At 72.8% G+C, this 23,569-nt stretch carries 18 protein-coding genes; 6 read left to right on the top strand and 12 right to left on the bottom strand.

Annotated elements, in window-relative coordinates; genetic code table 11:
- The 3 genes from HNV26_RS15010 to HNV26_RS15000 form a co-directional block, all read left to right on the top strand.
- On the top strand, nt 1–598 hold a 598-nt coding region (locus HNV26_RS15010), incomplete at its 5' end, for a CheB methylesterase domain-containing protein (RefSeq protein ID WP_171452820.1).
- Between the two features lie 58 nt (nt 599–656).
- Complete coding sequence (locus HNV26_RS15005) at nt 657–2,423, top strand: ATP-binding protein (RefSeq protein WP_171445571.1); 1,767 nt, start codon at nt 657–659, stop codon at nt 2,421–2,423.
- Nucleotides 2,424–2,725: 302 nt separating this feature from the next.
- Nucleotides 2,726–4,231 carry a sensor histidine kinase gene (locus tag HNV26_RS15000; protein WP_171452819.1) on the top strand — a complete coding sequence of 502 codons (1,506 nt, stop codon included), beginning with the start codon at nt 2,726–2,728 and terminating at the stop codon, nt 4,229–4,231.
- Here HNV26_RS15000 and HNV26_RS14995 read toward each other — a convergent pair.
- From HNV26_RS14995 to HNV26_RS14945, 11 genes are all read right to left on the bottom strand, one after another.
- Nucleotides 4,228–4,614 (bottom strand): response regulator, encoded by a 387-nt coding sequence (locus HNV26_RS14995; RefSeq protein WP_171443149.1) that lies wholly within the window; start codon nt 4,612–4,614, stop codon nt 4,228–4,230. The two genes, HNV26_RS15000 and HNV26_RS14995, sit on opposite strands and share 4 nt — an antisense overlap.
- A complete protein-coding gene (locus HNV26_RS14990) occupies nt 4,611–5,732 on the bottom strand; it encodes a PilZ domain-containing protein (RefSeq protein WP_171443148.1) in 1,122 nt (373 codons plus the stop codon). The genes HNV26_RS14995 and HNV26_RS14990 overlap by 4 nt, the downstream gene beginning before the upstream one ends.
- Nucleotides 5,733–5,917: 185 nt before the next feature.
- The gene (locus tag HNV26_RS14985; RefSeq protein ID WP_171443147.1) at nt 5,918–6,892 is read right to left on the bottom strand and encodes a fatty acid desaturase family protein; all 975 of its coding nucleotides are present in this window, start codon (nt 6,890–6,892) and stop codon (nt 5,918–5,920) included.
- A 58-nt stretch (nt 6,893–6,950) separates the two neighbouring features.
- Nucleotides 6,951–7,997, bottom strand: coding sequence for a chemotaxis-specific protein-glutamate methyltransferase CheB (cheB, locus tag HNV26_RS14980; protein WP_171443146.1), 1,047 nt, complete (start codon nt 7,995–7,997; stop codon nt 6,951–6,953).
- Nucleotides 7,994–8,815, bottom strand: a complete 822-nt coding sequence (locus tag HNV26_RS14975) for a CheR family methyltransferase (protein WP_171443145.1) — start codon at nt 8,813–8,815, stop codon at nt 7,994–7,996. The genes cheB and HNV26_RS14975 overlap by 4 nt, the downstream gene beginning before the upstream one ends.
- A 9-nt stretch (nt 8,816–8,824) precedes the next feature.
- A complete protein-coding gene (locus HNV26_RS14970; RefSeq protein ID WP_171443144.1) occupies nt 8,825–11,191 on the bottom strand; it encodes a HEAT repeat domain-containing protein in 2,367 nt (788 codons plus the stop codon).
- A complete protein-coding gene (locus tag HNV26_RS14965) occupies nt 11,188–13,740 on the bottom strand; it encodes a methyl-accepting chemotaxis protein (protein WP_171443143.1) in 2,553 nt (850 codons plus the stop codon). Before HNV26_RS14965 ends, HNV26_RS14970 begins: the two co-directional genes overlap by 4 nt.
- A complete protein-coding gene (locus HNV26_RS14960; RefSeq protein ID WP_171443142.1) occupies nt 13,721–14,167 on the bottom strand; it encodes a chemotaxis protein CheW in 447 nt (148 codons plus the stop codon). The genes HNV26_RS14965 and HNV26_RS14960 overlap by 20 nt, the downstream gene beginning before the upstream one ends.
- Nucleotides 14,164–16,227, bottom strand: a complete 2,064-nt coding sequence (locus HNV26_RS14955) for a chemotaxis protein CheA (RefSeq protein ID WP_171443141.1) — start codon at nt 16,225–16,227, stop codon at nt 14,164–14,166. The genes HNV26_RS14960 and HNV26_RS14955 overlap by 4 nt, the downstream gene beginning before the upstream one ends.
- Nucleotides 16,224–16,601: a response regulator gene (locus HNV26_RS14950; RefSeq protein ID WP_171443140.1), complete on the bottom strand. Its 378-nt coding sequence runs from the start codon at nt 16,599–16,601 to the stop codon at nt 16,224–16,226. The genes HNV26_RS14955 and HNV26_RS14950 overlap by 4 nt, the downstream gene beginning before the upstream one ends.
- 253 nt (nt 16,602–16,854) lie before the next feature.
- Nucleotides 16,855–18,822: an ATP-binding protein gene (locus HNV26_RS14945; protein WP_216612306.1), complete on the bottom strand. Its 1,968-nt coding sequence runs from the start codon at nt 18,820–18,822 to the stop codon at nt 16,855–16,857.
- 582 nt (nt 18,823–19,404) lie between these two features.
- On the opposite strand from HNV26_RS14945, the gene HNV26_RS14940 reads away from it, so the two are divergent.
- From HNV26_RS14940 to HNV26_RS14930, 3 genes are all read left to right on the top strand, one after another.
- Nucleotides 19,405–19,854 (top strand): Fur family transcriptional regulator, encoded by a 450-nt coding sequence (locus HNV26_RS14940; RefSeq protein ID WP_171443138.1) that lies wholly within the window; start codon nt 19,405–19,407, stop codon nt 19,852–19,854.
- A gap of 184 nt (nt 19,855–20,038) precedes the next feature.
- Nucleotides 20,039–20,566 (top strand): hypothetical protein, encoded by a 528-nt coding sequence (locus HNV26_RS14935; RefSeq protein WP_253816575.1) that lies wholly within the window; start codon nt 20,039–20,041, stop codon nt 20,564–20,566.
- On the top strand, nt 20,523–22,316 hold the full coding sequence (locus HNV26_RS14930; RefSeq protein WP_171443136.1) for a hypothetical protein: 1,794 nt from the start codon (nt 20,523–20,525) through the stop codon (nt 22,314–22,316). Before HNV26_RS14935 ends, HNV26_RS14930 begins: the two co-directional genes overlap by 44 nt.
- Before the next feature lie 59 nt (nt 22,317–22,375).
- Here HNV26_RS14930 and HNV26_RS14925 read toward each other — a convergent pair whose 3' ends face one another.
- Nucleotides 22,376–23,536, bottom strand: coding sequence for a sensor histidine kinase (locus HNV26_RS14925; RefSeq protein WP_171443152.1), 1,161 nt, complete (start codon nt 23,534–23,536; stop codon nt 22,376–22,378).
- Between the last annotated feature and the right edge of the window lie 33 nt (nt 23,537–23,569).

The following is a 23,569-nucleotide window of genomic DNA, read 5'->3' as shown; positions in this document are numbered from 1 at the left end:
CGCGCCGCCCGTGTCGCCCACGCGCCCCGGCGTGGTGGCCCTGGCCGCCTCCACGGGTGGTCCGGCGGCGCTCTTCCGCATTCTGTCCGAGCTGCCCGCCAGCTTCCCCGTCCCCCTGCTGGTGGTGCAGCACATCGCCATTGGCTTCAGCGAGGGCCTGGCGCAGTGGCTGCGCACCGCGGGGCCCTTGCCCGTGAAGGTGGCGGAGGATAGCGAGCCGCTGCTCCCCGGGCATGTCTATCTGGCGCCGGATGAGCGCCACCTCGGCGTGCGAGCCGAGGGCCGGGCGGAGGTCTCCCGGGCCGCGCCGGTGAATGGCTTCCGGCCGTCCGCGACGTGGTTGTTCCGCTCGGTGGCCCGCGCCTACGGGCCCGCGTCGCTCGCCGTCATCCTCACCGGCATGGGCCAGGACGGACTGGATGGCGTGCGCGAGCTCCACGGCACCGGAGGCCGCATCCTGGCCCAGGACGAGCAGTCCTCCGTCGTCTACGGCATGCCCGGCGTGGTGGTGGGCGCCAACCTGGCCCACGAGGTCGTCGCCCTGCCCGACCTGGCGAGCCGGCTCACCGCGGCCTTCCGGGGTAACGGGGGCGTCTGAGTTACACGCGCCAGAACATTGGATTTTAAAACATCCACAGGATTCTCCTGGTGCCGGGATGGTCCTGCGCCCGGGCGGTGTCATGATGGGGGCCCCTTCCAGCCAGTCCCCATTCATGGCAGCTCGACTCCCCGCATCCCTCGCCACTGTCTTCGCCGCGCTCCCCGACCCGTCCTACGTCCTGGATGATACGGGGCGGGTCCTGGTGTGCAGCCAGGCGGGCGCGAGAACGGTGGGCCGGCTCCCCGAGGACCTGGTGGGCCGGCACTGGGGGGAGCTGGGCTTCCCGCCCGAGGAGCTGGCGCGGCTGGAGACGGCGCGCGCGCGGGTGATGCGCATCCAGGACACCTGCGAACTGGAAGCGCCCTGGGCCACGCAGACGGGTCCCCGGCGTCACGCGCTGGTGCTCAGCCCGTTGCCCTCCGAGGACGGGAGCCCTGGCTGCGTGCTGGTGACGGCGCGTCGCCTCACCGACGCGGAGGCCGTGTTCTCCCGCGCCATGGAGTTGGAGCTGGCCGCGCGGGCGGAGGTGGAGCAGGCCGAGCGCCGCCGCTCCTTCCTCTACCAGGCGATGACGACGCTCTTCACCCACCCGCCGGATCCGCAGGGCATGTACACGCTGCTGGCGCACCTGGCGGTGCCCGACCTGGCGGACTGGTGCCTGGTGGACGCGCTGGAGCAGGGCCCCTGGGTGACGCGCGTGGCGGCGGCCTGCCTGGACCCGACGCAGCAGGAGCGCTCGGGCGCGCTGCCCATCCGCACCGAGCTGCGGGACGACGCCGCCGTGGGGCTCTTGCGCGTGCTGCGCACCGGAGAGCCGGAGCTGGTGCCGGCGGTGACGGACTCCCTGCTGCGCGCCGCCGCGGCGGAGCCCGCGCACCCCGCGCTGCTGCGGCTGCTCCAGGCGCGCTCGTACATGATTGTGCCCCTGCGCGCGCGCGGCCACACGCTGGGCGCCGTCACCTTCGTGTCCTCCGGCTCCGGGCGGCGCTACGGCCCGGACGACCTGGCGCTGGCGGAGGACCTGTGCCTGCGCGCCAGCCTCGCCATCGACAACGCGCGGCTGGTGGGTGAGTCCCGGCGCGCGGCGCGAGCCCGTGAGGACCTGCTGGCCGTGGTGTCGCACGACTTGAAGAACCCGCTGGGCGTGGTGCAGTTGGGCGCCGCGCTGCTGCTGCGCGGCGCGGGGGCGAAGCCAGGCGGCGAAAGCGTGGCCAAGCAGGCCACCCGCATCCAGGACGCCACCGAGCGCATGTCGCGCCTCATCTCCGACCTGCTCGACTGGGGCCGGCTGGAGGCGGGCGGCCTGCCGCTGGAGTGGGGCGAACACGGCGTTGCGGGGCTGCTCACCGAGGCGCTGGACTCCATCCGTCCGCTGGCGGAGGCCAAGGGCCTGCACCTGTCCGTGGAGCTCCCCACCGCGGACGTGCGCGTGCGCTGCGACAAGGTGCGGGTGCTCCAGGTGCTGGGCAACCTGCTGGGCAACGCGGTGAAGTTCACCACCGCGGGGGGCGACCTGATGCTGGGCGCCCGGGCGCGCGGCGGTGAGGTGTCCGTCCACGTGCGCGACACCGGCTCCGGCATCGCTCCGGACGCGCTGCCCCACATCTTCGACCGCTACTGGCAGGCCCGCGACGCGGCCAGCCGCGGCACCGGACTGGGCCTGGCCATCGCCAAGGGGCTCGTCGAAGCCCACGGCGGCGGCATCCAGGCGGAGAGCACCCTGGGCGAAGGCAGTGTCTTCACCTTCACCCTGCCCTTCGCGGGCGCCTCGGCGTCCCACGCCGTGCACCCGCCGCTCCCACGCGGGGCCACGGACGCCTGAGACCGCGGGGCCCCGCGTCGCGGGGCAACAAGGACGAAGCGGAGCACCCAGACAGAACCTCGTGAGCCACCGCGTGCCTGACTTTCTCCACCCTCCCTTGAAAGTGACTTCCTGAAATTCATGTTTCACCCTGGGTTGCATCCACCCGGGTCGCATTCCTCTGTCACGGATGCATCCTCGAGGCGGTGGTCGCCTCCCTTCCAGGCAACGGGGGCGACAGACGGCGCGCTGATGCCTGCCTGGCATCGCGCGGGGCGGAGAGCGGGGTATGGTTCCGTTCCCACCGCTGGAACCGAAGAGGCATGCCCCCCACCCCCGCCAAGAAGCGCCAGCGTCCCCTGGCCGAGCCTTCCGCCGAGGCCCCCTCCCCCGAGCTGCTGCAGACGCTCCTGGAGGCGCTCCCGGACGCCTTCTTCCTGCTCGATGCGCGGTGGTGTCTGGCGTACGTGAATCCAGACATGGCCCGGCTGCTCGGCGGCGCGGCGCGGCTGCAGGACGACGTGCGCCGGGTGTGCCCGGAGCTGCTGGAGCTGAGCCGCCACCTGCACTTCGAACAACCCGTCTCCGAGCAGCCCTCCGTCCGCTACGAGCACGCCTGGCCGGGAGCGGAGACCTGCCTCGACGTGCGCGTGCGCCCGGTGGAGGGCGGCCTGCTGGTGCACTGCCGTGACATCACCGAGGAGCGCAAGGGGCGCGAGGCGCTGCGCCGCAACGGCGAGGTGTTCCGCGCCATCCTCGAAGGCACCACGGACGCCGTCTACACGAAGGACGTGGACGGCCGCTTCACGATGATGAACGCGGCGGGCGCGAAGGCCGTGGGCTACCGCGTCGAGGACGTGGTGGGGCGCACGGACCTCGAGCTGTTCGACCCGGCGGTGGCGCGCACCAACGCGGCGAACGACCGCGAGGTGTTCGCCTTCGGCCGCACCGTCACCTACGAGGACGCGCAGCCGGGCGTGGACGGGCCGCGCGTGTGGCTGTCCACCAAGGGCGTGCTGCGTGACGCCGAGGGCAAGGTGTTCGGCCTGTTCGGCATCAGCCGCGACATCACCCAGCGCAAGTGGGCGGAAGAGGAGGCCCGGCGGCACTCCGAATTCCAGGAGCAGCTCATGGGCATCGTCACCCATGACATCCGCAGCCCGCTGGGCGCCATCATGAACTGGTCGCGCGTGCTCGCCGCGGGCGGCACCGATGAGGATGCGCAGCGCACCAGCCAGCGCATCGCCACCGCGGCGGTGCGCATCGAGCGGCTCACCCGGCTGCTGCTGGACTTCACGCGCACGCGGCTGATGGGCGGCGTGGCCATTGAGCCCCGGCCCATGGACCTGAAGGACCTGGTGGCCAAGGTGGCCCACGAGTTCGGCGTGGCCTTCCCCCAGCGCACCGTCGAGGTGGACCCCAAGGGCAACACCCAGGGCGTGTGGGACCCGGACCGGCTGGCGCAGGTGACGTCCAACCTGGTGGAGAACGCGCTCAAGTACAGCCCGCCGGAGACGCCGGTGCGGCTGACGGCGCGCGGGCTGCGCACCCGGGTGGTGCTGGAGGTCCACAACGCCGGCCGCCCCATCCCGGACAACCTGCTGCCCCACCTCTTCGAGCCCTTCCGCGGCGGGCCCCAGAGCTCGCGCACGCTGAAGATGAGCTACGGGCTGGGGCTCTTCATCGTCCGGGAAATCGTCCAGGCGCACGGCGGCACCATCGAGGTCCGCTCCGATGAGGCGGAAGGCACCACCTTCACCGTGACGCTGCCGCGCCGCTCCATGCCGGCCCGGCCGCCCCCGCCTCCCACCGGAAGCTCGCGCGACTAATCCAGGTAGCGCCGCAGCAGGGCCACCAGCGCGGCGCCGTCGAAGGGCTTGGCCACGAAGTCGTTGCAGCCGCTGTTGAAGCACGCGCGCACGCTGCGCGCCTCGGCGCGCGCGCTGCAAAGGATGATGGGCGTGCGCCGCGTCGGCTCCCGGTCGCGCAGCAGCCGGCACGTCTCCAGCCCGTCCAGGTGCGGCATCAGCACGTCGAGGAAGACGAGGTCCGGCCGCTCCTGCTCCGCGCGCGTCAGCGCCTCCAGCCCGTCCCGCGCGACGATGGCGTCGTGGCCCAGCTCCGCCAGCAGCATCCGCTGGAGCAACAGGACGGTGTCCGAGTCATCCACCAGCAGGACCTTCTTGCGCCTCGATGCGCCTTGCGCTGTCACGGGCGCACCTCCGCCTGGCACAGCTGGCGCAATTGCATGAGGCGCGGTGGGCCCATGCCCAGGAAGCGCACGCCCATGCCGTAGGGGTGGGACACGCCGTTGCGAGGCGCGTAGGCGTGGGCCCAGGCCACCACGCCGTGTGTCTCCAGGCGCTCGCCCAGGGTGGGCAGCAGGATGTGCAGCTCCACCGCCGTCCCCGCCTTCGCCGGCACCAGCGTGCGCACCAGGAGGCCGCCAGGGCTCAGGGCGCTGGACACGCCGGAGCGCCACTCCGCGCCGCGCGGCCCCGCCTCGCCGAAGGACACCGGACAGCAGAAACGCACCCGCGCCTCGACTCGCAGCGAGGCGTCCTCCCGCCCCAGCAGCGCGTGGAGGCGGGGCAGCAACGAGGCCGGGCGCACCGGCGCGTCCGCGTCCAGCGTGAGCGACGGCACCCCGGCCAGCAGCGGCTGCAACCGTGGAGAGGGCAGGCTCCTGGGCACACCTGGCGCGCCTTCCCGAGACACCACCAGGTCGGGCCGCTCACCGTGTTCGGCCACGCGCGCGGCGCCACCGCCCACGGTGGCGCTGTAGAGGATGCGATGACCACACGCCTCCAGCAGGGCGCCCAGCCCGCTCCACGCCAGGGGGCCACTGGCGCCGGCCAGCAGCAGCAGGCGCGAACGCACACGGGATGCACGCACCGGCGCGGCCGGGACGCCGCCCTCCGCAAGCATCGCCAACCGCGCGCGCAGCTCGTGCGTGCGCAGAGGCGACAGCAGGCAGTCCTCGACCCCTTCCGCGTCTCCCACCTCGAGCACCTCGGCGGGCGTCTCCGGCTCCGCCACCAGCACCACCGGCGGACCATCCCCCCCCAGGCGCAGCTTCAGCGCGCGCAGGCCCATGCCCGCGCCGGCCACCAACTGCCGCCAGTGCACCAGCACCAGGGCAGGCCGCGTGTGCTGCACCTCCAGGAAGGCGGACTCCAGGGAAGGCACCTGCAAGGCCACGCAGCGCAAGGGACGCAGGGCTCGTGACAGCGCCAACCAGGATTCGCTCGTGGCCCCCACACACAGCACCCGCGGCGCTGCTTCCACCGGCCCTGGTGAAGGACGCACGCGTCCTGGAGCCGTCATCATGCGGAGCCTCCCGTGTCTTCGTCCCCCCCGGCCCGCCCACCGCGCTCATCCTGCGACTTCGAAGTATGAGAAACGTCCAGTCAGAGAAAATCCCCCTGGGTCAGATTCCAATGACAGATGAGAAATAAAGGACACCCACCTCCGACTGGAGCCGCAGCCGGTGTCCACGGCGCCACGAAGGCGCGTCAGACGCGGGCGACGTTGACGCCCGAGTCGACGGCCTGCAGGTCGTCCCCGAAGCGCACGTCCAGCGCGACACCCTCGGGCGGCTCATAGGGCGCGCGTCCCACCTGCGCCGTGCCGAAGCGGGGCAGGAAGGGGGCCACCACATACGAGCGGAAGCACCAGGCGAAGAAGCTCACCGGCTTGAGGGCCGGGTCCATGGCGGCCTCGATTTTCGCGTGCGCCTGGGGCAGCAGGCTCCAGTGCAGGCCCGGCGTCTCATGGTGGACTGCGTGGAGGCCGTTGTTGAAGAGGAAGAAGTTGATGAGGCGGCCGGTGAAGCTGCGGCTGTGGTCGTGCTCGCTCCAGGGGTCCGTGTGGACGTGCTGGATGTAGTTGAAGAACATGATGGTCCACAGCGAGAAGAGCGCGGGCACCAGGAAGGCGAACGCCCAGATGCGCGCGCCGCCGGCCACGCCGTGCATCACCATGGCCAGCCCCAGCAGCGCCGCGTGCGTGCCGCCCCAGACGGCGTACTGGGTGAGAATCTGGCGGTACAGCGGACGGTTGCGCTCGCGCGCCTTGTCGATGAACGCCTTCGTGGGCTCCTGCTGCCAGTACGTGGAGACGAAGGGGAAGAGGAAGGCCACCAGGAAGTTGTGCTTCTTCGAGTAGCGCCAGGTGATGGTGGCGTCGCCCGCCTTGTTCACGAACTTGTGGTGGTTGAGGTTGTGCGTCGGAATCCAGACGAAGGTGGGGTACCCGTAGAAGAGCGACAGCCACATGCCCATGGCCTCGTTCAGCTTCCGGTTGCGGAAGGTGGGGCAGTGGTTGTGGTTGTGCGCGATGACGCCTGCCGACAGCGCCAGGTAGCACGCCAGGGGGCAGAGATAGGGAATCCACCCGGGGGCCACGTACATCGACAGGGCCACCACGGGCATGGCCAGACACCACAACATCGTCCGGCGGTCAGCGGCGTATCGGAGCATGCCGGCCATCCTGACCCAGGCGACGCTCCGGGACCATCACCCACGCGTCTTTAGGAAAGGTCGGCCTTCAGCGCACATGGCGCCGCAGCAGCGCCAGCATGCCCTCCAGCGGAGCGCTGGCGGTGGCCAGCCCGGCCTCCTTCACGGCGCGCGGCATGCCGTACACCACGCAGGAGGACTCGCTCTCCGTGAGGACGGTGCCTCCGGCCTCGCGGATGGCCCGGGCGCCCGCGACGCCGTCGTCACCCATGCCGGTGAGCACCAGGCCCACCACGTCCGAGCCCCAGCTTCGCGCGGCGCTTTCGAAGAGGACGTCCACGCTGGGGTGGTGCGGCGTGCGCAGCGGCTGCCGGTCCAGCCGCGCGAGCGTCACCGTCCCATGGCGCTCCAGCTTGAGGTGCTGCCCGGAGCGCGCCAACACCACGCGGCCGGGCCGCAGCTCCAGCCCGTCCACCGCCTCGAGCACCTCCAGCGCGCAGTGCGCGTCCAGGCGCCGGGCCACCGCCTCCGTGTAGCCCGTGGGGATGTGGAGCGCGAGCGCCAGCGGCGCGGGGAAGTCCACGGGCAGCTCGGACAACAAGCGGGTGAGCGCCTGCGGGCCGCCGGTGGAGGTGCCCACCACCACCAGGCTCTTCGCGGCCGCGCGAGCCACCGGCGCGGAGGAGACCTCCTGCGACGGCGCCGGCTCCGGCGGCGCGCGAGCCACCGCGCCCGCGGCCGTGCGGACCTTCGCCACCAGCTCGCCGCCCAGCTCATACAGCCGCTCGGTGGCGAGCGCGGTGGGCTTGTTCACCAGCTCCACCGCGCCGGCCTGGAGCGCGGCCACCGCCAGCTCGCTCTCCTCGCCCGCGCTGCTCACCACCACCACGCGGGGCGCGGCGGCGCTGGAGGCGAGCGCGCGCAGCACGCCCAGCCCGTCCAGGCCCGGCATCACCAGGTCCAGCGTGAGCACGTCCGGAGAGAGCTCGGCCACCTTCTCCAGCGCGTCCAGGCCGTCGCGCGCGACGCCCACCACCTCCAAACCCTCCGCGCTGGAGAGCACCTGCCGCAGCACCTTGCGGGCGAAGGCGGAGTCATCCACCACCAGCACGCGAATGGGAGACACCGCCGTCATGGCCTTGCCTGGGTATAGAAGAAGGCGCCGCGCCGCTCCTCGCAGGTGAGCGCGGTGCCGAAGCGCATCAGGGACTCAGAGGTCCCCACCAGCAGGTGTCCCTCCGGAGCGAGCGCGCGCGTCAGGGACGACACCACGCGGCGCGCGGTGTCGTCCTGGAAGTAGATGAGGACGTTGCGACAGAGGATGGCGTCGAAGGTGCCCAGCTGCGCCACCGCGCTGGCATCCACCAGGTTGACGCGCCGCCAGTCCACCGCGCGCACCAACCCCGGCCGGACGCGTGGGCGCCCCTCGCGCGTCTCCAGCCACCGGCCCTCCACGCCCGGAGGCAGCGCGCGCAGGGAGCGCAGGTTGTGCTCCCCGGCGCGGGCCCGCTCCAGCGCGCGGGCACTCAAGTCGCTGGCCAGCAGCTCCACCTCGTCGAGCACGCCCAGCTCCGCGAGAATCATCGCCAGCGTGAGGGGCTCCTCTCCGGTGGAGCAGGCCGCGCTCCACACGCGGGGCCGCCGTCCGGCGCGCACGGCGGGCACCAGCAGGTCCTCGGCCAGCACCCGCAGCGGCAGGGCCTCCCGGAAGAAGTACGTCTCGTGGACCAGCAGCGAGTCCACCAGCGCGTCCAGCGCCTCGGAGCCCGCCGGGTCGTAGCGGAGGAAGTAGTAGTAGTCGAGCAGCGAGTCGAAGCCCGCGTCCAGCGCGCGGGGCACCACCTTGTCGGCGAGCAGCTCCCGGTCCTCGGGGGCGTAGTGCACCCCGGAGCGCTGCTCGATGAGCGCGGCCAGGATGGCGAACACCTGGGGAGACATGGGCAGTGAGAACATGGCGGGGCGTCAGCGGCTCAGCACCAGCCGGCAGGCCCGCCGGACCTCGGTGTCCTCGTCCTGATGGGAGGCGCGCTCCAGCGCCTCGCGTGCCTCCAACGTCCCCAATGCCGCCACCGCGGGCACCGCGGCGCGACGGCCCGCCGGACTGGCGGACACCAGGAGCTGCATCAGCGCGGCGCGCGCGTCCGCCCGTCGCATCCGGGCCAGCGCCGCCACCAGCAGCGGCGCCGTGACTTCGTCCGCCGCCTCCAGCGCGGCCAGCAGCCCCGGCAGCCGTCCCTCCAGGGGCAGCGCCAAGGCGCTCACCACCCGCTCGCGCAGCGTCATGTCCCCCAGCAGGGACACCAGGGCCTGCGTGGCCGGGACACCGGGGCGCGTGGCGATGAAGCCCACCGCGGCGCTGCGCACGCTGTCGTCGCCGTCACCCGCGGCATGCAGCAGCGCGGGCAGCGTCTCCGGCGCCTCGTATTCAGCGACCGCGGACAGCGCGACGAGCCGCGTGGCCGCGTCCTCCGACTTCGCCGCCTCCAGCAGCACGGGCAGCGCGTCCGGCCGCCGGCCCACGCCCAGCCCCAGCAGGGCGGCGCGCCGCACATCCGCGTCCGCGCTGGCCGCCGCGCGCTGGAGCGCCGTCATCGCGCTCTCCGTGTGCATGTGCGCCAGCGCGTCCACCACCGCCACGCGCACCTGGCCCGCGGCGTCGTCCGCCAGCGCGACGATGGCGTCCGCGGCGGCTTCCTCGTTCAGCTTCCCCAGCGCCTGGCACGCGTAGTAGCGCACCCAGGGGTCGCGGTCGTTGAGGCCCCGCAGCAGCGCGGAGGTGATGCGCGCCTCCTTCTCCGTCTGCCCCAGCGCGCGCATGGCCGCCGCGCGCGTGCGCTCCGACTCGTGGTTGGCGGCTGTCAGCAGCGCGTCCACCGCGCGCGGGTCCTCGATGAAGGGCAGGCCGTAGATGGCCGCGTCGCGCAGGCGCTCATCCGGGTCCCGCATGGCCTGGAGCAGCACTTCCAATCCCTTCGGATAGCCGAAGTAGGAGATGATGCGCAGCGCCGCGCGGCGCAGGCGCGCGTCAGGGGAACGGGCCGCCTGCAACGCCAGCTTCTCCGTGGTGTCGCTGCCCAGGGACTGGATGGCCCCCACCGCGGCCTGGACCACGCGCAGGTCCTCGTCCACCAACCGCTCGAACAAGGCAGGCACCGCGGCCGGGCTGCCAATGCGGGACAGCGTGTCCGCCGCCAGGGCGCGCACCGCCGCGTCCCGGTCCTCCAGGCACGACATGACGTCCGGCACCGCCGCGGCCCTGCGGCCCACCAGCGGCAACAGCACGCGGCGCCGGGCGCTGTCGCCCTCGCGCAGCGCCTGGAGAATCTGGGTGTCCGCGTCCGCGCCCAGCTCCGACAGCGCGCCGGCCGCCGCGCGCGCCACCGACGGGTCCGGCCCGTCCAGGAGCTTCAGCAGCCCGAATGCGGCGTCCTGTCCCCCCACCCAGCCCAGCAGGCGTGAGAGGGCCGTCTTCTCCGTCGTGTCCGCGCTCGGGACACACTGCGACAGCCGCCGTCCCAGCACCGCCGACTCCGGCCCCCGCACCGCGGTGTGCACGGTGCGCGAGCCGCCGAAGCGCTGCACCTGGGCCTCGTGGATGTCCACCAGCGCCACCGCCGCCGCGCGCACCGACGCGTCATTGCCCTTGCGCAGCAGCCCCACCAGCGCGGGCACCGCGGCCTCCTGACCGGTGCGCCCCAGCGCGCGCGCCGCCTCCAGGGTGTAGAAGGGGTCGGGCAGCAGGCCCAGCAGCGCGGGCACCACCACGGGGTCTCCACACCGGCCCAGCACGTCGATGGCGGGGAAGATGCGGAAGAAGTTCCCGCTGCCCAGCGCCGCCAGCAGCGCGTCCACCGCCGCGCCGCCGCCCACGCGGCCCAGCGCCTCGATGGCCGCCACCGCCACGTTGTCATCCGGGTGCACGGTGAGCCGGGACAGGAGCGGCACCGAGCGCCGGCTGCGGCGCCGGCCCAGCACCTGGGCGACGTCACAGACGATGGCGGGGTTGGCGTCCTCCCCCAGCGCCTCCAGCGTGCCCTCGACATCACCGGTGGAGGCCACCAACGCCTCCACGGCGGCCGCCAGTCGCGCCTCACTGTCGCGGCGGTGGATGAGCACGTCGCGCAGCGGCGCCACCGCGGGCGTCCCCAGCTTCGCCAGGGCGCCCACCACGGCGCGCCGCACCGCCCAGCTCTGGGCATCCAGCCCGCCCACCAGCAGCGCCAGGCTGGCGGTGCCGCGCCGGGCGAGCTGCTCCACCTCATCCACCTGGGAGCGGTCCTCCGCCGACAGCGTCAGCGGGTGCACCGACGTCGAGGATGCGGCCGTCATGCCCGCTGCTCCCGCGGCGAGGCCGCCGCGGCCTCATGGCTGTCCTTCACGCCCCCCAGCGCGCCTCGCAGCCGCGCGAGGCTCTCCGACTGCGCGCCTTGCAGCCGCGTGAGGTGGGCCAGCCGGCCCGCCACCTCCTGCACCTCCGTGGCGGTGGTGGCCGTCGCGCGCGACTGCTGCGCGGTGGCGGTGGTGATGTCCCGCGCCCGGACGCGAATCTCCTCCACGCTCTTGGCCAGGCCCTCCATCACCGCCGTCGCCTCCGCGCTGGCGCGCGCCACCACGGCCACGCCCGTGGCCTGACGGCTGGCGGAGGCGGTGAGCGCACCGAGCGCCTCCGCCTGCTCGTCCAGCGCGCGCGACGTCTGCCGCGCCACGCGCCGCACCTCGTCCGCCTCCCGCGCCAGCCCGCCGAGCGCCTTCGACTGCTCCTCGGCGGCCCGCGTCACCGACGCGGCCAGCTTCGCCACCTGGCGGCTGGCCGTCTCACCCTGCTTGAGCGCGCGGGCCTGCTCCGTCATGCCGCGCGCGGACTGGGCCACCTGCTTGCGCGTCTCCTCCATGGCCCGCGTCACCTCCTGGGCGGCCGTGGCCTGCTCGGCCAGCCCCACCAGGGTGCGCTGGGTGGCCGCCGCCGCCTCCTGCGCCAACGTGCCCACCCCCGCCACGTCCCGGCTCTGGGTGGTCACCGCCACGCTCACGCCCTGGACGAGCTGGCGCATCTGGGAGGTGCCCTTGGCCAGGTCCGCCGCCGCCAGCGCCTGCTCCTGCACGGCGCGCGACACCTTCTGCGCCGCCTCCGCGAGCTGACCGTTGGAGCGCACCACGTCGCGCAGCGCGCGCGCCTGCTCGGAGGTGGCCTGCATCGTCTGCCGCGCCATGCGCCGCATCTCCGCGCCGCCCTGCGCCAGCGACTGGGATGCCTGCGCCTGCTCCGCCGCGGACGTGGCGATGGCCCGCCCCTGCTCGCTCACCTTCGCGGTGCCCTGGACCAGCGCCTGCGTGGCCTGCACCTGCTCGCTGGAGGCGCGCGACACCTCGCGCACGTTGGTCCCCAGGTCCTCCACCCCCTTGAGGATGGTGGACAGCGCGCGCTCGGCCTCCCCTGCCAGCGCCGCGCCCTCGTCCGCCGCCCGCACGCCTTCGCCCGAGGCGGTGGCCGCCTCGCGCGCCGTCGTCTGCAGTCCCCGGACGATTTTCGCCACGTCCGCGCTGGCCGCCGCCGCGCGGTCCGCCAGCGCGCGAATCTCCTCCGCCACGACCGCGAAGCCCCGGCCGTGCTCACCGGCGCGCGCCGCCTCGATGCTGGCGTTGAGGGACAAGAGGTTCGTGCGGTCCGCGAGGAGGTTGATGGTCTGCACGATGTCGCCAATCTCCTCGGCGCGCCGCCCCATCTCCTTCATCACCCCGGCCGACCCGACGATGGACTCGCGGATGCGGCCGAAGCCGGCGATGGAGCGCGACACCGTGGCGCCCCCCTCTCGCGCCGTGGTCCCCACGCGCTCGGCGGTGGTGCGCGCCTCTTCCATCATCTGCGCCACCCGCCGCGTGGACGACTCCAGCTGCGCGGAGGCGGTGGCGCTGCCAGCCGCCAGGGTGTTGATTTGCTCGGAGGCCCTCGCCACCGTCTGCGCGGAGCGGGCGAGCTGCTCGATGGTGGCCGCGTTGGCCTCCACGGTCGCCGCGTTCTTCTCCGCCGTGGCGGCCACCTCCTCCACGCTGGCGGCCACCTCCTCCACGGTGGACGCGGTGGTGGCGGAGTGGGTCTCCAGCGTCCGGGCGTTCTCCGCCACGCCCTTCACGCTGCGCGCCAGCTCCTCCACCGTGGCCGCCGTCTCCTCCACGCTGGAGGCCATGGACGTGGCGTCCCGGGACACCTCGGACAGGGAGCGGACCAACCCCGTCACCGCCTGCGTCACCTGCGCCACGCGCTCGCCCACGCCCTGCGAATCCGTGGACAGCCGGGCAATGCCCTTGGCCATCTCCTCGGCGGTGGCGGCCACCTGTTCGGTGGCGGCGGCGCTGGACTGGTTGCGCGCCACCAGGTCCGCCACGGTGGCGTTCATCTCCGTCATGGAGGCCAGCAGCTCCTCGCTGGAGGCGGCCAGCTCCTCCGCGTTGGCGCTCACGCCCTTCACCGAGCGCGACACCTCCTCCAGCGCCCCCGCCGTGGTGTCCGCCGAGGCCGCCAGGTGCGCGGCGTCCTTGCGCACGCCGGCCACCGAGGCGTTCACCTCCTGGAGGGTGCCCGCGGTGGCCTCGGCCTCCTGCACCTGGGCCCGCGCGGAGTCGCTCACCGTGCGCTGCGAGCGCACCAGCTCATGGACGGACTGCCCCGTCTCCTCCACGTGCGCGGCCACCGACTCGATGGCGGCGCGCACCTGCTCGGAGGCCGCGGCCTGCTCGTTGCCGCCGGCCGCCAGGCGCGTCGCGAGCCCCTCCACCGCCTGCACCAACCCCACGCTCTCCTGGACACTGCGCGCCGCGTCCTCGGCCAGGGTACGGGCCTCTTCCAGCGCCAACCCTGCGTTACCGCTGTCCGTCGCCATCCAACGTCTCCTCCCCGATGACCCGAGGGAAATCGATGAGCATCACCAGGCGCGGGCCCACCTGGGCCACGGCCTTCACGAAACCGCGCGCTCCCTCCACGACCAGCGGAGGGGGCGGTTTGAGCTGCTGGGGCTCCAGCTTCAGCACCTCGCGGGCGCTGTCCACCACGAGCCCCACGACCCGGCCACCGAGCTGCGCCACCACCACCCGGGAGTCGAGCGTGCGCTCCACGGGCGGCAGGCCGAAGCGCAGGCGGGCATCCACCACCGGGATGACGCGCCCGCGCACCTGCACCAACCCGGCGACGTGCGGCGCGGCGCCCGGGACGGGCGTGGCCCCCGTGAAGGACTCCATCTGGAGCACGTCCGCCGCGGGCAGCACGTACTCGGCTCCGTCTACCTTGAACACGACGTGCAGCACGCTCATGCGAGGCGCCCCTCTTCCCGGATGGGAGCCATGCGCCGGTGCGGCGCGCCGCCAGCCCGCGCCAGCCCGAGCGCGGCCAGGTCCAACACCAGCGTGGGCCGCCCATCCCCCAGGTCCGTGGCGCCCACCACGCCGGGCACGCGCACCAAGGGGTCCTCCAGTGGACGCAGGACGATTTCCTGCTGCCCCACCAGCCGGTCCACGCCGAACGCGGCGAGCTCACCGCGCTGGCGCACGAGGAGCGCCTTGGCCACCGAGCCTCCGCGGCCGTCCGCGGCCCCGCGCCCCAGCAGCCGGGCCAGCCCCATCAGCGGCACCGAGTCCCCCCGGCGCTCCAGCAGGGCCACGCCCCCCGCGCCCGCGGGCCACACCAGCCGCGCGGCGTCCACCTCGACGAGCTCCTCCACGGAGCCCACCGCCACGGCGTAGCGAAGCCCGGCGCACTCGAAGACGAGCGCGTCCAGCAGCGTAATCGTGAGCGGCACGCGGAGCCGGAAGGTGGTGCCGGCGCCCGGCCGCGTCTCCATCCCCAGTTCGCCGCCCAGCTGGTCCACGATGATGCGTTGGACGATGTCCATGCCCATGCCCCGCCCGCTGGTCGCGTTGGCGGCATCCCGGGTGGAGAAGCCGGGCCGGCAGAGCACCTCCAGCAGCGCGTCCGGCGTCGGAGGCACGGGCACGCCCGCGCGCGCGGCCACCGCCCGCGCATCCACGCCGCGCCCGTCATCCGCCACGGTGAGGTCCAGCAGCCCCCCCGCCCGGCCATGGCTGGCCACGCGCACCACGCCCTCCTCCGGTTTTCCCGCGGCGCGGCGCGCTTCCGGCGACTCCAGCGCATGGTCCACCGCGTTGCGCACCAGGTGCACCAGCGCGGGCAGCAGCCGGTCCGCCACGGCCTTGTCCAGCTCCGCGTCGCCCACGTCCAGCTCCAGCCGCACCGACTTGCCCGTGCTGCGGCGCAGGCCGCGCACCAGCAGCGGCAGTCGCTCCAGCACATCCCCCACCCGCACCATGCGCAGGCGGAGGATGGCCGTGCGCATGTCGCGAAGCTGGCGTGCGTTCTCCTGGAGGATGGCCTGCAGCTCGCGCGTGGGCGCGCCGGCCGCCGTCAGCGCCGCCACCGCGCGGGACAGCCGCGAACGGTTGACCACGAGCGCCGCCAGCCGCTCCAGCGCCTCGTCCAGGCGCGACACGTCCACCCGCAGGGAGCCGCCGCCACGCCGCGCCTCCTCGGGCTCCTCGTCCGCCATTGCCGACTCGGGCAAGGGCTCCAGGGCGGGCGCCCGCGGGGCGACGACGGCCAGCGGGCGCACCGCCGCGGGCGGCCCCCCCGCGGCCTCCAGCAGCGCGGCGTCGGAGGCCTCGGTGAGCAGCAGCAGCACGAAGGTGAGCGCCCCACCGCCCGCGGCGGGCCCCGACAGGGGCAACACCTTCACCGTCTCGCCCAGCGAGGCCACGCGCTCGCGCACGCTGTTGATGGTGATGCCATTGGCGGCGCGGTCCGCGCCGGGGATGAAGTCCAGCCGCACCGCGCGGCGGCCATCGGTGGCGCCCGTGGTGAGCTGCTCCCGCTCCGCCGTGGAGAGCCGGGAGGCCACGGCCTCCTCCAACGCCAGCGCGGCGGGCGCGGCCTTCGCGGCGCTCCCCCCCGGAGCGCCTTCGGCATCCAGCGCCTCCAGCCGAGACAGCAGGCCCGGGGGCACCGGCGCGGCCTGCTTGCCCGCGGCGAGCTGGCGGACGCGCTGCTCGATTTCGCGCAGCCCCTCCATCAGCGGCTCCACGCTGGCCTCGGGCAGGCGGCCCCCCGCCCGGTCGGCGTGGCGCAGGCACGTCTCCATCCAATGGGCGATGTCGACGATGGGCTCCACATCCACCATGGCCGACAGGCCCTTGATGGTATGCACGGCGCGGAAGAGCTCGCGCACGGCGCGCGGGTGCGGCAGCCCCCGCCGGATGCTGGCCTCCATGGCCAACAGCTGGCGGTGCCCCATCCCCAGCAACTCCTCCGCCTCCGCCAGATAGGCGGGAAGGAAGTCCGCGAGGTCCACGGACGCGCTCAAGCGCGCCTCCCCTCCAGCAGCCCACGCACCTCCGACAGGATGGCGTCTGGCGTGAAGGGCTTCGTCATGAAACAGCTGGCCCCCGCCGCCAACGCCCGCGTCCGCGAGGCATCGTCCCCACGCGTGGTGACGATGATGATGGGCAGCTCGCGCAGCCGGTCCTGCCCTCGCACGAACTCCACCACCTCGATGCCGCCGATGTCCGGCATGTTCAGGTCCAGCACCAGCAGGTCATACGGCTGGAGCGACAGCCGCTCGATGGCCTCCAAGCCACTGGAGGCATGCGTGAAGGTGAGGCCCGGATAGGGCCGCAGGCACGCGACCACCATGTCGCGCATCACTTTGCTGTCATCAACGACGAGCACATCTGCCATGGCGTCCCCTGGAAACGGCCACCGAACCTAGAGCGATTCCGTGAAGTTGAAAGACATTGCCGGACATGGGGCCGCGCCAGCGCACACTGGCAGACAGTCCAAGACGGCGGCGTGCCCCACCTCGGACCCTCGGTATCAGTCCCGACGCGCCTGCGGTGCGGACGCCGCCCGTCTGGGCTTCCTCACCTTGAGTGGTGGGCCCCGCTTCCACTCTGTCTCCTGCCTGACCTGCCACTCAGCGACAGGGACGCCGTCAGCCCCTCACCGTGGGCGGGCCCTCGCGCGGCAGACGGACGCGGAACGTGGCGCCCTCTCCGGGGGTGCTGTCCACGGACACGCCGCCCCCATGCGCCTCCACGATGCGGCGCAGCCGGTACAGGCCCAGGCCCAACCCGCCGTAGTGCCGCACCGGCACGGCGCGCTCGAAGCGGCGGAAGAGGCTCTCCAGCCGCCCGGGCGCGATGCCGATGCCATGGTCCTTCACCATCAGCGTCGCCACGTCCCGCCCGGACTCCAGCGCCACCTCCACCGGCTTGCCCGGCCCGAACTTCATCGCGTTGGACAACAGGTGCGTCATCACCTGGGACAGGCGCGCCACGTCCCACCGTCCCGGCGTGGGCTCCAGCGGGCTGAGCACCAGCAGACAGCCCGCGCGCGCCGCCGCATCCTCCGAACGGGACACCGCCTCGCGCACCACCAGCGCCAGGTCCACATCCTCCAGGTGCAGCCGGGGCGCGCCGCCCTGGAGCTGCGACACGTCCAGCAGCGACTCCACCAGGTCAGACAGGCGCTGCACCTGCCGGTCCGCCGAATCCAGCGCGCGCTCCAGCCGCTCCGCCCCGCTGCCCAGGCCCGCGCGCAGCACACCCTGGGCGCCCTGCACGCGCAGCCGCAACGCCGCCAGCGGGGTGCGCAGCTCGTGGGCCGCCACGCTGAGGAAGTCGTCGCGCGCGCGCACCGCCTCCTGCGTCTCGCGGTAGAGGCGCAGCTGCTCCGTCACGTCGCCAATGATGCCGGCCATCCGCACCGGGCGGCCCTGCGCGTCCCGCAGCGCCCGGCCACGGCTCACGCACGAGCGCCAGGTGCCGGTGACGTGCCGCAGCCGCAGGGACACGTCATAGGGCGCGCCCCGCTCCAGGTGCGCGGACAGCGCGGCCATGACGTCCGGCCGGTCCTCCGGGTGAATCAGCTCCAGGAAGGCGGAGAACGTCCCGCCGAAGCCCCCCGGCCCCAGGCCCAGCATGTCCAGCAGCGGCGGGCTCCAGTAGAAGGCCTGGCCGCGCAAATCCCAGTCCCAGATGCCGTCGTAGGAGCCGCTCACCACCAGGCGGTAGCGCGCCTCGCTCTCCCGGGCGGTGCGCTCGGCCTGCTCCAACAGCCCCACCCGCCGCTCCAACTGGCGCACCATCCGGTACAGGTGGTCCTCGGTGCTCAGGTCCGCGGGTGGCGCCGTGTAGGAAGGCCCGCCGGCGCGCAGCTCACGCAGCAGCGCGCCCACCAGTTCGTCGCCCTCCTGCGTCCTGCGCACGAAGCCGTTGGCCCCCACGTTGTGGGCCATGCGCAGGTCCAGCTCGTCGGGCGCGATGGTGTGCGTGAGGATGACGGGCACCCGGGCCAGCCTGGGGTCCTGCCGGAAGCCCAGGCACAGCTTGAAGCCGTCCATGCCCGGCATCAGCGCGTCCGCCAGCACCACGTCCGGGCCGCGGCGCCGCGCCAGGTCCAGCGCCGTGGCGCCATCCGCCGCCAGCACCACGTCGAAACGAAAGGGCGCCAGGTGCAGCTGCGCCAGCTTGCGGGAGACCGGGTCGTCATCCGCCACCAGCACGCGGGGCCGCCGTGCCTCCGGCCCCCCGGACGCCTCCACCGGGAAGGCCTGCCGCGCCCCCTCCACCAGCGCCCCCAGCGACAGGGGCCGGCCCAGGTAGCGCTCCACCGACAGGCCGAGCGGGCGCAGCGCCTCCCGCTCAGCGGGGAAGGCGCTGATTTGCAACAGGGCGCCCGCCAGCGACAGGGCGCTCCGCAGCGACTCCAGGTGCGTCCCATCCGATATCAGCAGGCCGGCCGCCGCCACCACCACCTGCACCGGCTGCGTCTGCAGCAGCGCCAGCGCGCCCGGAACGTCCGCGGAAGCCCAGACCCGCCAGCCCTGACTTTCCAGGGCAAGCACCTGGACTTCCCGGGAGGCACCAGGGTCTTCGATGAGCAGGAGGGAGGGCGTCATCACGACGAATCGAAGGCGAGCGTGCGGCCAGGGCGTCCGGACACCCCAGATGAAGAAAAGAGTCGCAGTCTGGGCACCGGACGCAGCGAGTCAAGCAGTCCGGCGGCAAGTGTTCTCCGGTGCAAATGACCGCCAGTCGGTCGCCGGCCCTCGGCATCTCCCTCCAGAAACGCACTTGCGTGGCGGATGCATCCACGGCGGCAGCGGTATCCCGTCAACAGTCGCATCCGGGCAAGCAGGGGCCACCTGTGGCCAGCCCGCCCTCGCCGAGGTCTTTCCCAGTGACATGCCGCGCGGCTTCCGGAGCTCCAGCCTCTCACCCCACCCCCGCCATCGGGTGACGCCAGACACGCCAACCACCAGGCACCTGGGGGCGAACCTTCAACTCCCATTTCACCCGAGCAAGGTGGCAACGAAGATTCTTCTGCATCCAGATTGCATTGGAAGCAGATACAACACCGGAAGCACGCGCGAGGAGTCGGGGGAGACCCGCTGGGATGGATGACGCGGAGCGTGAGGACTCGACGCTCCAGGTCTCAGCTGGGTGAAAGTGGCCGTCAAATCGGTTATCGAAAGGGCATCATGGGAGCAAAGAGAAGTGCCGTGCAGCCGAAGCTCACTGAGTTCCAGGACCGGATTCGTTCCGCGGGCCTGCGCAGCACCGCGCCCCGTGTGGCGGTGTTGCGGGAGCTGGAGGACGCCACGTCCCCAATGAGCCACGCTGACCTGGTGGACGCGCTGGGTGACGAGGGCTACGACCGGGTGACCATCTACCGCAACCTGACGGACCTCACCGAGGCCGGACTCGTGGTGCGGGCGGACCTGGGCGACCACGTCTGGCGCTTCGAACTGAAGCGCGCGGGCGGGGGGCACGGCGGCAGCCACCCGCACTTCACCTGCACGGACTGCGGCTCCGTGGCCTGCCTCCCAGAGGAGTCGGTCCGCATCGCGTCCTCGAAGGGCGTGCCCCGCGCGGTGTCCCAGCGCTCGGTGGAAGTGCAGCTTCGCGGTCTCTGCGACGGCTGCAACTGAGTGACGCCCAACACGCTGAAGCGGCTCCGTCAGCGGCGGCTCGGCTGAGCGTGGGCGCCTGCCCGGCTGCCCTGCGGCCAGGGGCGCTGCTGGGACACCCGGCCTGGATTGGCGAGAGCAGGAAGTGGCCCCACCCTTGCTCCCAGCAGTCGGTCCAACCGAACTGAACCCAGGGAGAGGGATGATGAAGAAGCTCATCACCGCAGTCGCATTGTGCGTGGGAAGCGCCGCATTCGCGCAGCAGCCGTCGCAAACGCAGCTACCCCGCCCCGGTACGGAGAAGAGCACCGGCGTGGACGCCACCGAAGTGGGGCCCGCCATCGGCAAGGCCGCCAAGGACGTGACGGGCATCCAGACGGAGGATGAAGGCACCTTCAAGATGGACAAGGCCATGAGCCTGCAAGGCACCCTCAAGGATGCCACCGCGGACGGCGTGAGCCTGTCCCGCCCGGGCCTGCCCGACGCGGACCTGGACGTGCGCGACAAGACGGTGCTGATGCTGGACGGCAAGAAGGTCGCCAAGACGGATGAGATTCCGGAAGGCGCCTCGGTGCGCGCGAAGTTCCAGTTGGAGGGCGATGAGCCCGTCGCGCTGGAGCTGCGCGCCACCAGCCCCAAGGGTGCCAAGAAGAAGCAGCCGGGCACCGGCGGCGCGGGCACGCAGCCGCATGAGTCCGTCGACAAGGAGCTCGACGGCACGCCGACGCGGTAGTCCTGGCGACACGCGCATCGTGCCTCGGAACGGGCCCGCTTCCACACCGGAGGCGGGCCCGTTCGTTTTTCGTCACCGCGAGGCCCTCTTCTTTCCCAGACAGGGAAGCGTTTTGCCCACGCAGACCCTGTTTCCCAGGCGGCCAGGCGCCCAATGCCCGGTATGCGAATTGCTGTGCGTCCCGCGGGAGGAGGAAGCGGTGAATCGACGACTGTGGGGCGGGTGTCTCGGGGCAGTGGTGATGACGGCATGGGCATGCGGTGGCTCGAACGAGCCCTCGCCCCCCACGACGGGCAACGATATCGACAACATTCCACCGGTGACGCGGCCAGAGCCCGACGCCGGCACGCAGCCAGACGCGGGGACGAGGCCAGACGCGGGGACCCAGCCAGACGCGGGGACGGAGCCGGACGGGGGCTCGGAGCCACAGCCTGACGCGGGCAGCGGTCCTGTTGAAGGACCGTGGCCGACGGACGCGGTGACGAACTACTCGTCCCGCTACAACATCTCCCGGGTGCAGGCGGTGGGCGTGGATGCCGCGCACAACATCTGGCTGCTGGATGGCGACCGGATTGGCGTGCTGCGCGCGGACTCGCGGCAGGTCGTCTGGACGCGCTCGCCCATTGGCCAGGCCCAGAGCGGCTTCGGTCCGGACCGGGCGGCCACCGGCTCCACCGTCATCTGTGGTGGCAGCGCGGGCCGCGCCTACGTGGGCTACGCCACGACCGACCTGCGCGCGGACCCGGACTACCCGGGCCTGCAACCCAACTACATCGTCAGCCCCAACGAGTGCTACCAGCCCGACCCGGCGCAGCCGTGCTTCCCGTACAGCCACCGCCGGCTCCAGTACTACAAGCAGGGTGACGTGGACGTGGTGCGCCTGGACGGCAGCGGGCAGATTGTTTTTGAGGAACACCTGCACCAGTCGGTGCGCAACACGACGGACGCGAACGGCAATCCCCGCGTGCAGACAGGCCCGCGCCAGCTGGGTGACGTGCACAACCTGGGCATCCGCAACAGCAACGACCACCACTTCGACGAGGACCGCAGCATCCTGAGCTGCGTGACGGTGATGCACGGCCGTGACGAAGGCGACGTCTACGTGGGCTCCAACCACGGCGTCACTCGCATCCGCGGCCTGGAGTACAGCTCCCACCGGCACCCGGTGTGGCTCAACGAGAAGGGCAGTCAGATGGCGGGCTACACCTACGGGCTCGGCATCGCGCAGGACGGGGACGTCCTCATCGCCAACGAGTGGATGTTCGGCATCGTCACGCCGACGCCCCACCACGGCGACTGGGACAACATGGACAAGCGCGTCAATCTGATGAAAGTGGAGTCCTCCTACCTGCCCCAGCTCAACAGCATCAGTGAGTTCGACAGCTGGCGCGGCTTCCAGCAGACGACCGACGGCCGCTACTACCTGGGCAGCAAGGACCACGGCCTGTGGGAGATGACGATTACGTGGGCCTCCAATCAGGCCCAGACGGGCACCCGGCTGACTGGCGCCAACGCGGAGCAGAACGCCGCGCTCCAGAACATCAACGCGCTGGCGGCCACGGGTGACGGCTCGCTCTACATCGGCACGGACCGCTCGGGCCTGTGGCGCCTCACGCCGCAGAAGACGCTGGAGAAGGTGGCGGCCGTGAGCGGCTCCCGGGTGCGGCAGCTCATCTACGACCCGCGGGTGACGCCAGCGGCGCTGTACGTCCTCACCGACAAGGGCCTGACGGTCCTCCGCGGCAACTGAAGCGCGGGGAAGCCCCTGGGGTGCCACGCACGGGCGCCCCGGGGGTTCGCGCCTTGAATCTACCGCGCGCCCGCGGCGGCCTTGGTGGGCACCGGGGGCCGCGTGGGCAGGCGGAGGATGAACGTGGAGCCTTTTCCCTGCGCGGAGCGCACGGTGATGCTGCCGCCCATGGCCTCCACGATTTGACGGGTGATGTAGAGGCCCAGGCCCAGACCGCCGTAGTGCCGCTCCGACACCGCGCGCTCGAACTTGCCGAACAGGCGCGCCATGCCGTCCTCGGAGATGCCGATGCCCTGGTCCTTCACGGCGAGCACCGCCGTGGGGCCCTCGCTGGCCAGCGACACCTCCACGGGCTGACCTCCGCCGTACTTCACGGCGTTGGAGAGCAGGTTCACCAGCACCTGCTCCAGGCGCAGCGAATCCCATTCACCCAGCAGCGGTCCGTCCACGTGCAGCGACAGCGTGCTGCCGGCGCGGTTGAACTCCTCGGAGAAGGCCTCCGCCATCTGCCGCACCATCTGCGCCAGGTCCAGCTCCCGGGGCTCCAGCGACAGCCGGCCCGCGGCCAGCCGCGACACGTCCAGCAGCGTGTTGACCAGCCCCACCAGCCGCGACAACTGGCGGTCCAGCACGCGGGCCCTGGGCGCCAGCTCCGCCGGCGGCTCCTGGTTCGAGCCGCCCACCTGGCGCAGCAGCAGCTGCAGGTGCAGGCGCAGGCTGGTGAGGGGCGTGCGCAGCTCGTGGGCCGCCACGCTGAGGAACTCATCCCGGGCGCGCACGGCCTCCTGCGTCTCGCGCAGCGCCTGCTCGCGCACCGAGCGCTCCCGGGCCGCGCCCGCGTCGCGCTGGGCCTCCACGCGGCGACGCTCCGTCATGTCCTCCACGTAGATGCACGCGGCGACGATGGCGCCATCGCGGCGCACGGGGTGGTAGCTGGCGCGGTAGACGCGGGTGCGCTCGCCGTGGGCGTCCGACTCGCGGTGGATGATTTCCACGCCCTCCAGCGCCACCCCCGTCTCCAGCACGCGGCGGACGCGGCGCACGACGTCGGCCGCGGAGGGCTCGGCGCGCAGCACCTCCACCATGGGCTGGCCCAGGTGGGCCTCGCGCGGCACGCCGTGCATGGCGGCCATGGCGTCGCTCACCTCGACGAAGCGCAGCTCGCGGTCGATGATGGCCATGCCCAGCGGCACCGTGGACATGAGCTCGGCCAGCTCCACCGGCCGCGAACCGCCGCCAGAGGGGGGCGCGGC

This window comes from Myxococcus xanthus, assembly GCF_013116825.1.
In the GTDB taxonomy this organism is placed as follows: domain Bacteria; phylum Myxococcota; class Myxococcia; order Myxococcales; family Myxococcaceae; genus Myxococcus; species Myxococcus xanthus_B.
Note: the sequence above shows the minus strand (reverse complement) of the source record. Positions and strands in the feature narration are given on the sequence as shown.

Coding starts and splice junctions, on each gene's coding strand:
- HNV26_RS15005 (WP_171445571.1), top strand. CDS start 657: ATGGTCCTGCGCCCGGGCGGTGTCATGATGGGGGCCCCTTCCAGCCAG.
- HNV26_RS15000 (WP_171452819.1), top strand. CDS start 2,726: ATGCCCCCCACCCCCGCCAAGAAGCGCCAGCGTCCCCTGGCCGAGCCT.
- HNV26_RS14990 (WP_171443148.1), bottom strand. CDS start 5,732: ATGATGACGGCTCCAGGACGCGTGCGTCCTTCACCAGGGCCGGTGGAA.
- HNV26_RS14985 (WP_171443147.1), bottom strand. CDS start 6,892: ATGGCCGGCATGCTCCGATACGCCGCTGACCGCCGGACGATGTTGTGG.
- cheB (WP_171443146.1), bottom strand. CDS start 7,997: ATGACGGCGGTGTCTCCCATTCGCGTGCTGGTGGTGGATGACTCCGCC.
- HNV26_RS14975 (WP_171443145.1), bottom strand. CDS start 8,815: ATGTTCTCACTGCCCATGTCTCCCCAGGTGTTCGCCATCCTGGCCGCG.
- HNV26_RS14970 (WP_171443144.1), bottom strand. CDS start 11,191: ATGACGGCCGCATCCTCGACGTCGGTGCACCCGCTGACGCTGTCGGCG.
- HNV26_RS14965 (WP_171443143.1), bottom strand. CDS start 13,740: ATGGCGACGGACAGCGGTAACGCAGGGTTGGCGCTGGAAGAGGCCCGT.
- HNV26_RS14960 (WP_171443142.1), bottom strand. CDS start 14,167: ATGAGCGTGCTGCACGTCGTGTTCAAGGTAGACGGAGCCGAGTACGTG.
- HNV26_RS14950 (WP_171443140.1), bottom strand. CDS start 16,601: ATGGCAGATGTGCTCGTCGTTGATGACAGCAAAGTGATGCGCGACATG.
- HNV26_RS14945 (WP_216612306.1), bottom strand. CDS start 18,822: ATGACGCCCTCCCTCCTGCTCATCGAAGACCCTGGTGCCTCCCGGGAA.
- HNV26_RS14940 (WP_171443138.1), top strand. CDS start 19,405: ATGGGAGCAAAGAGAAGTGCCGTGCAGCCGAAGCTCACTGAGTTCCAG.
- HNV26_RS14935 (WP_253816575.1), top strand. CDS start 20,039: ATGAAGAAGCTCATCACCGCAGTCGCATTGTGCGTGGGAAGCGCCGCA.
- HNV26_RS14930 (WP_171443136.1), top strand. CDS start 20,523: ATGAGTCCGTCGACAAGGAGCTCGACGGCACGCCGACGCGGTAGTCCT.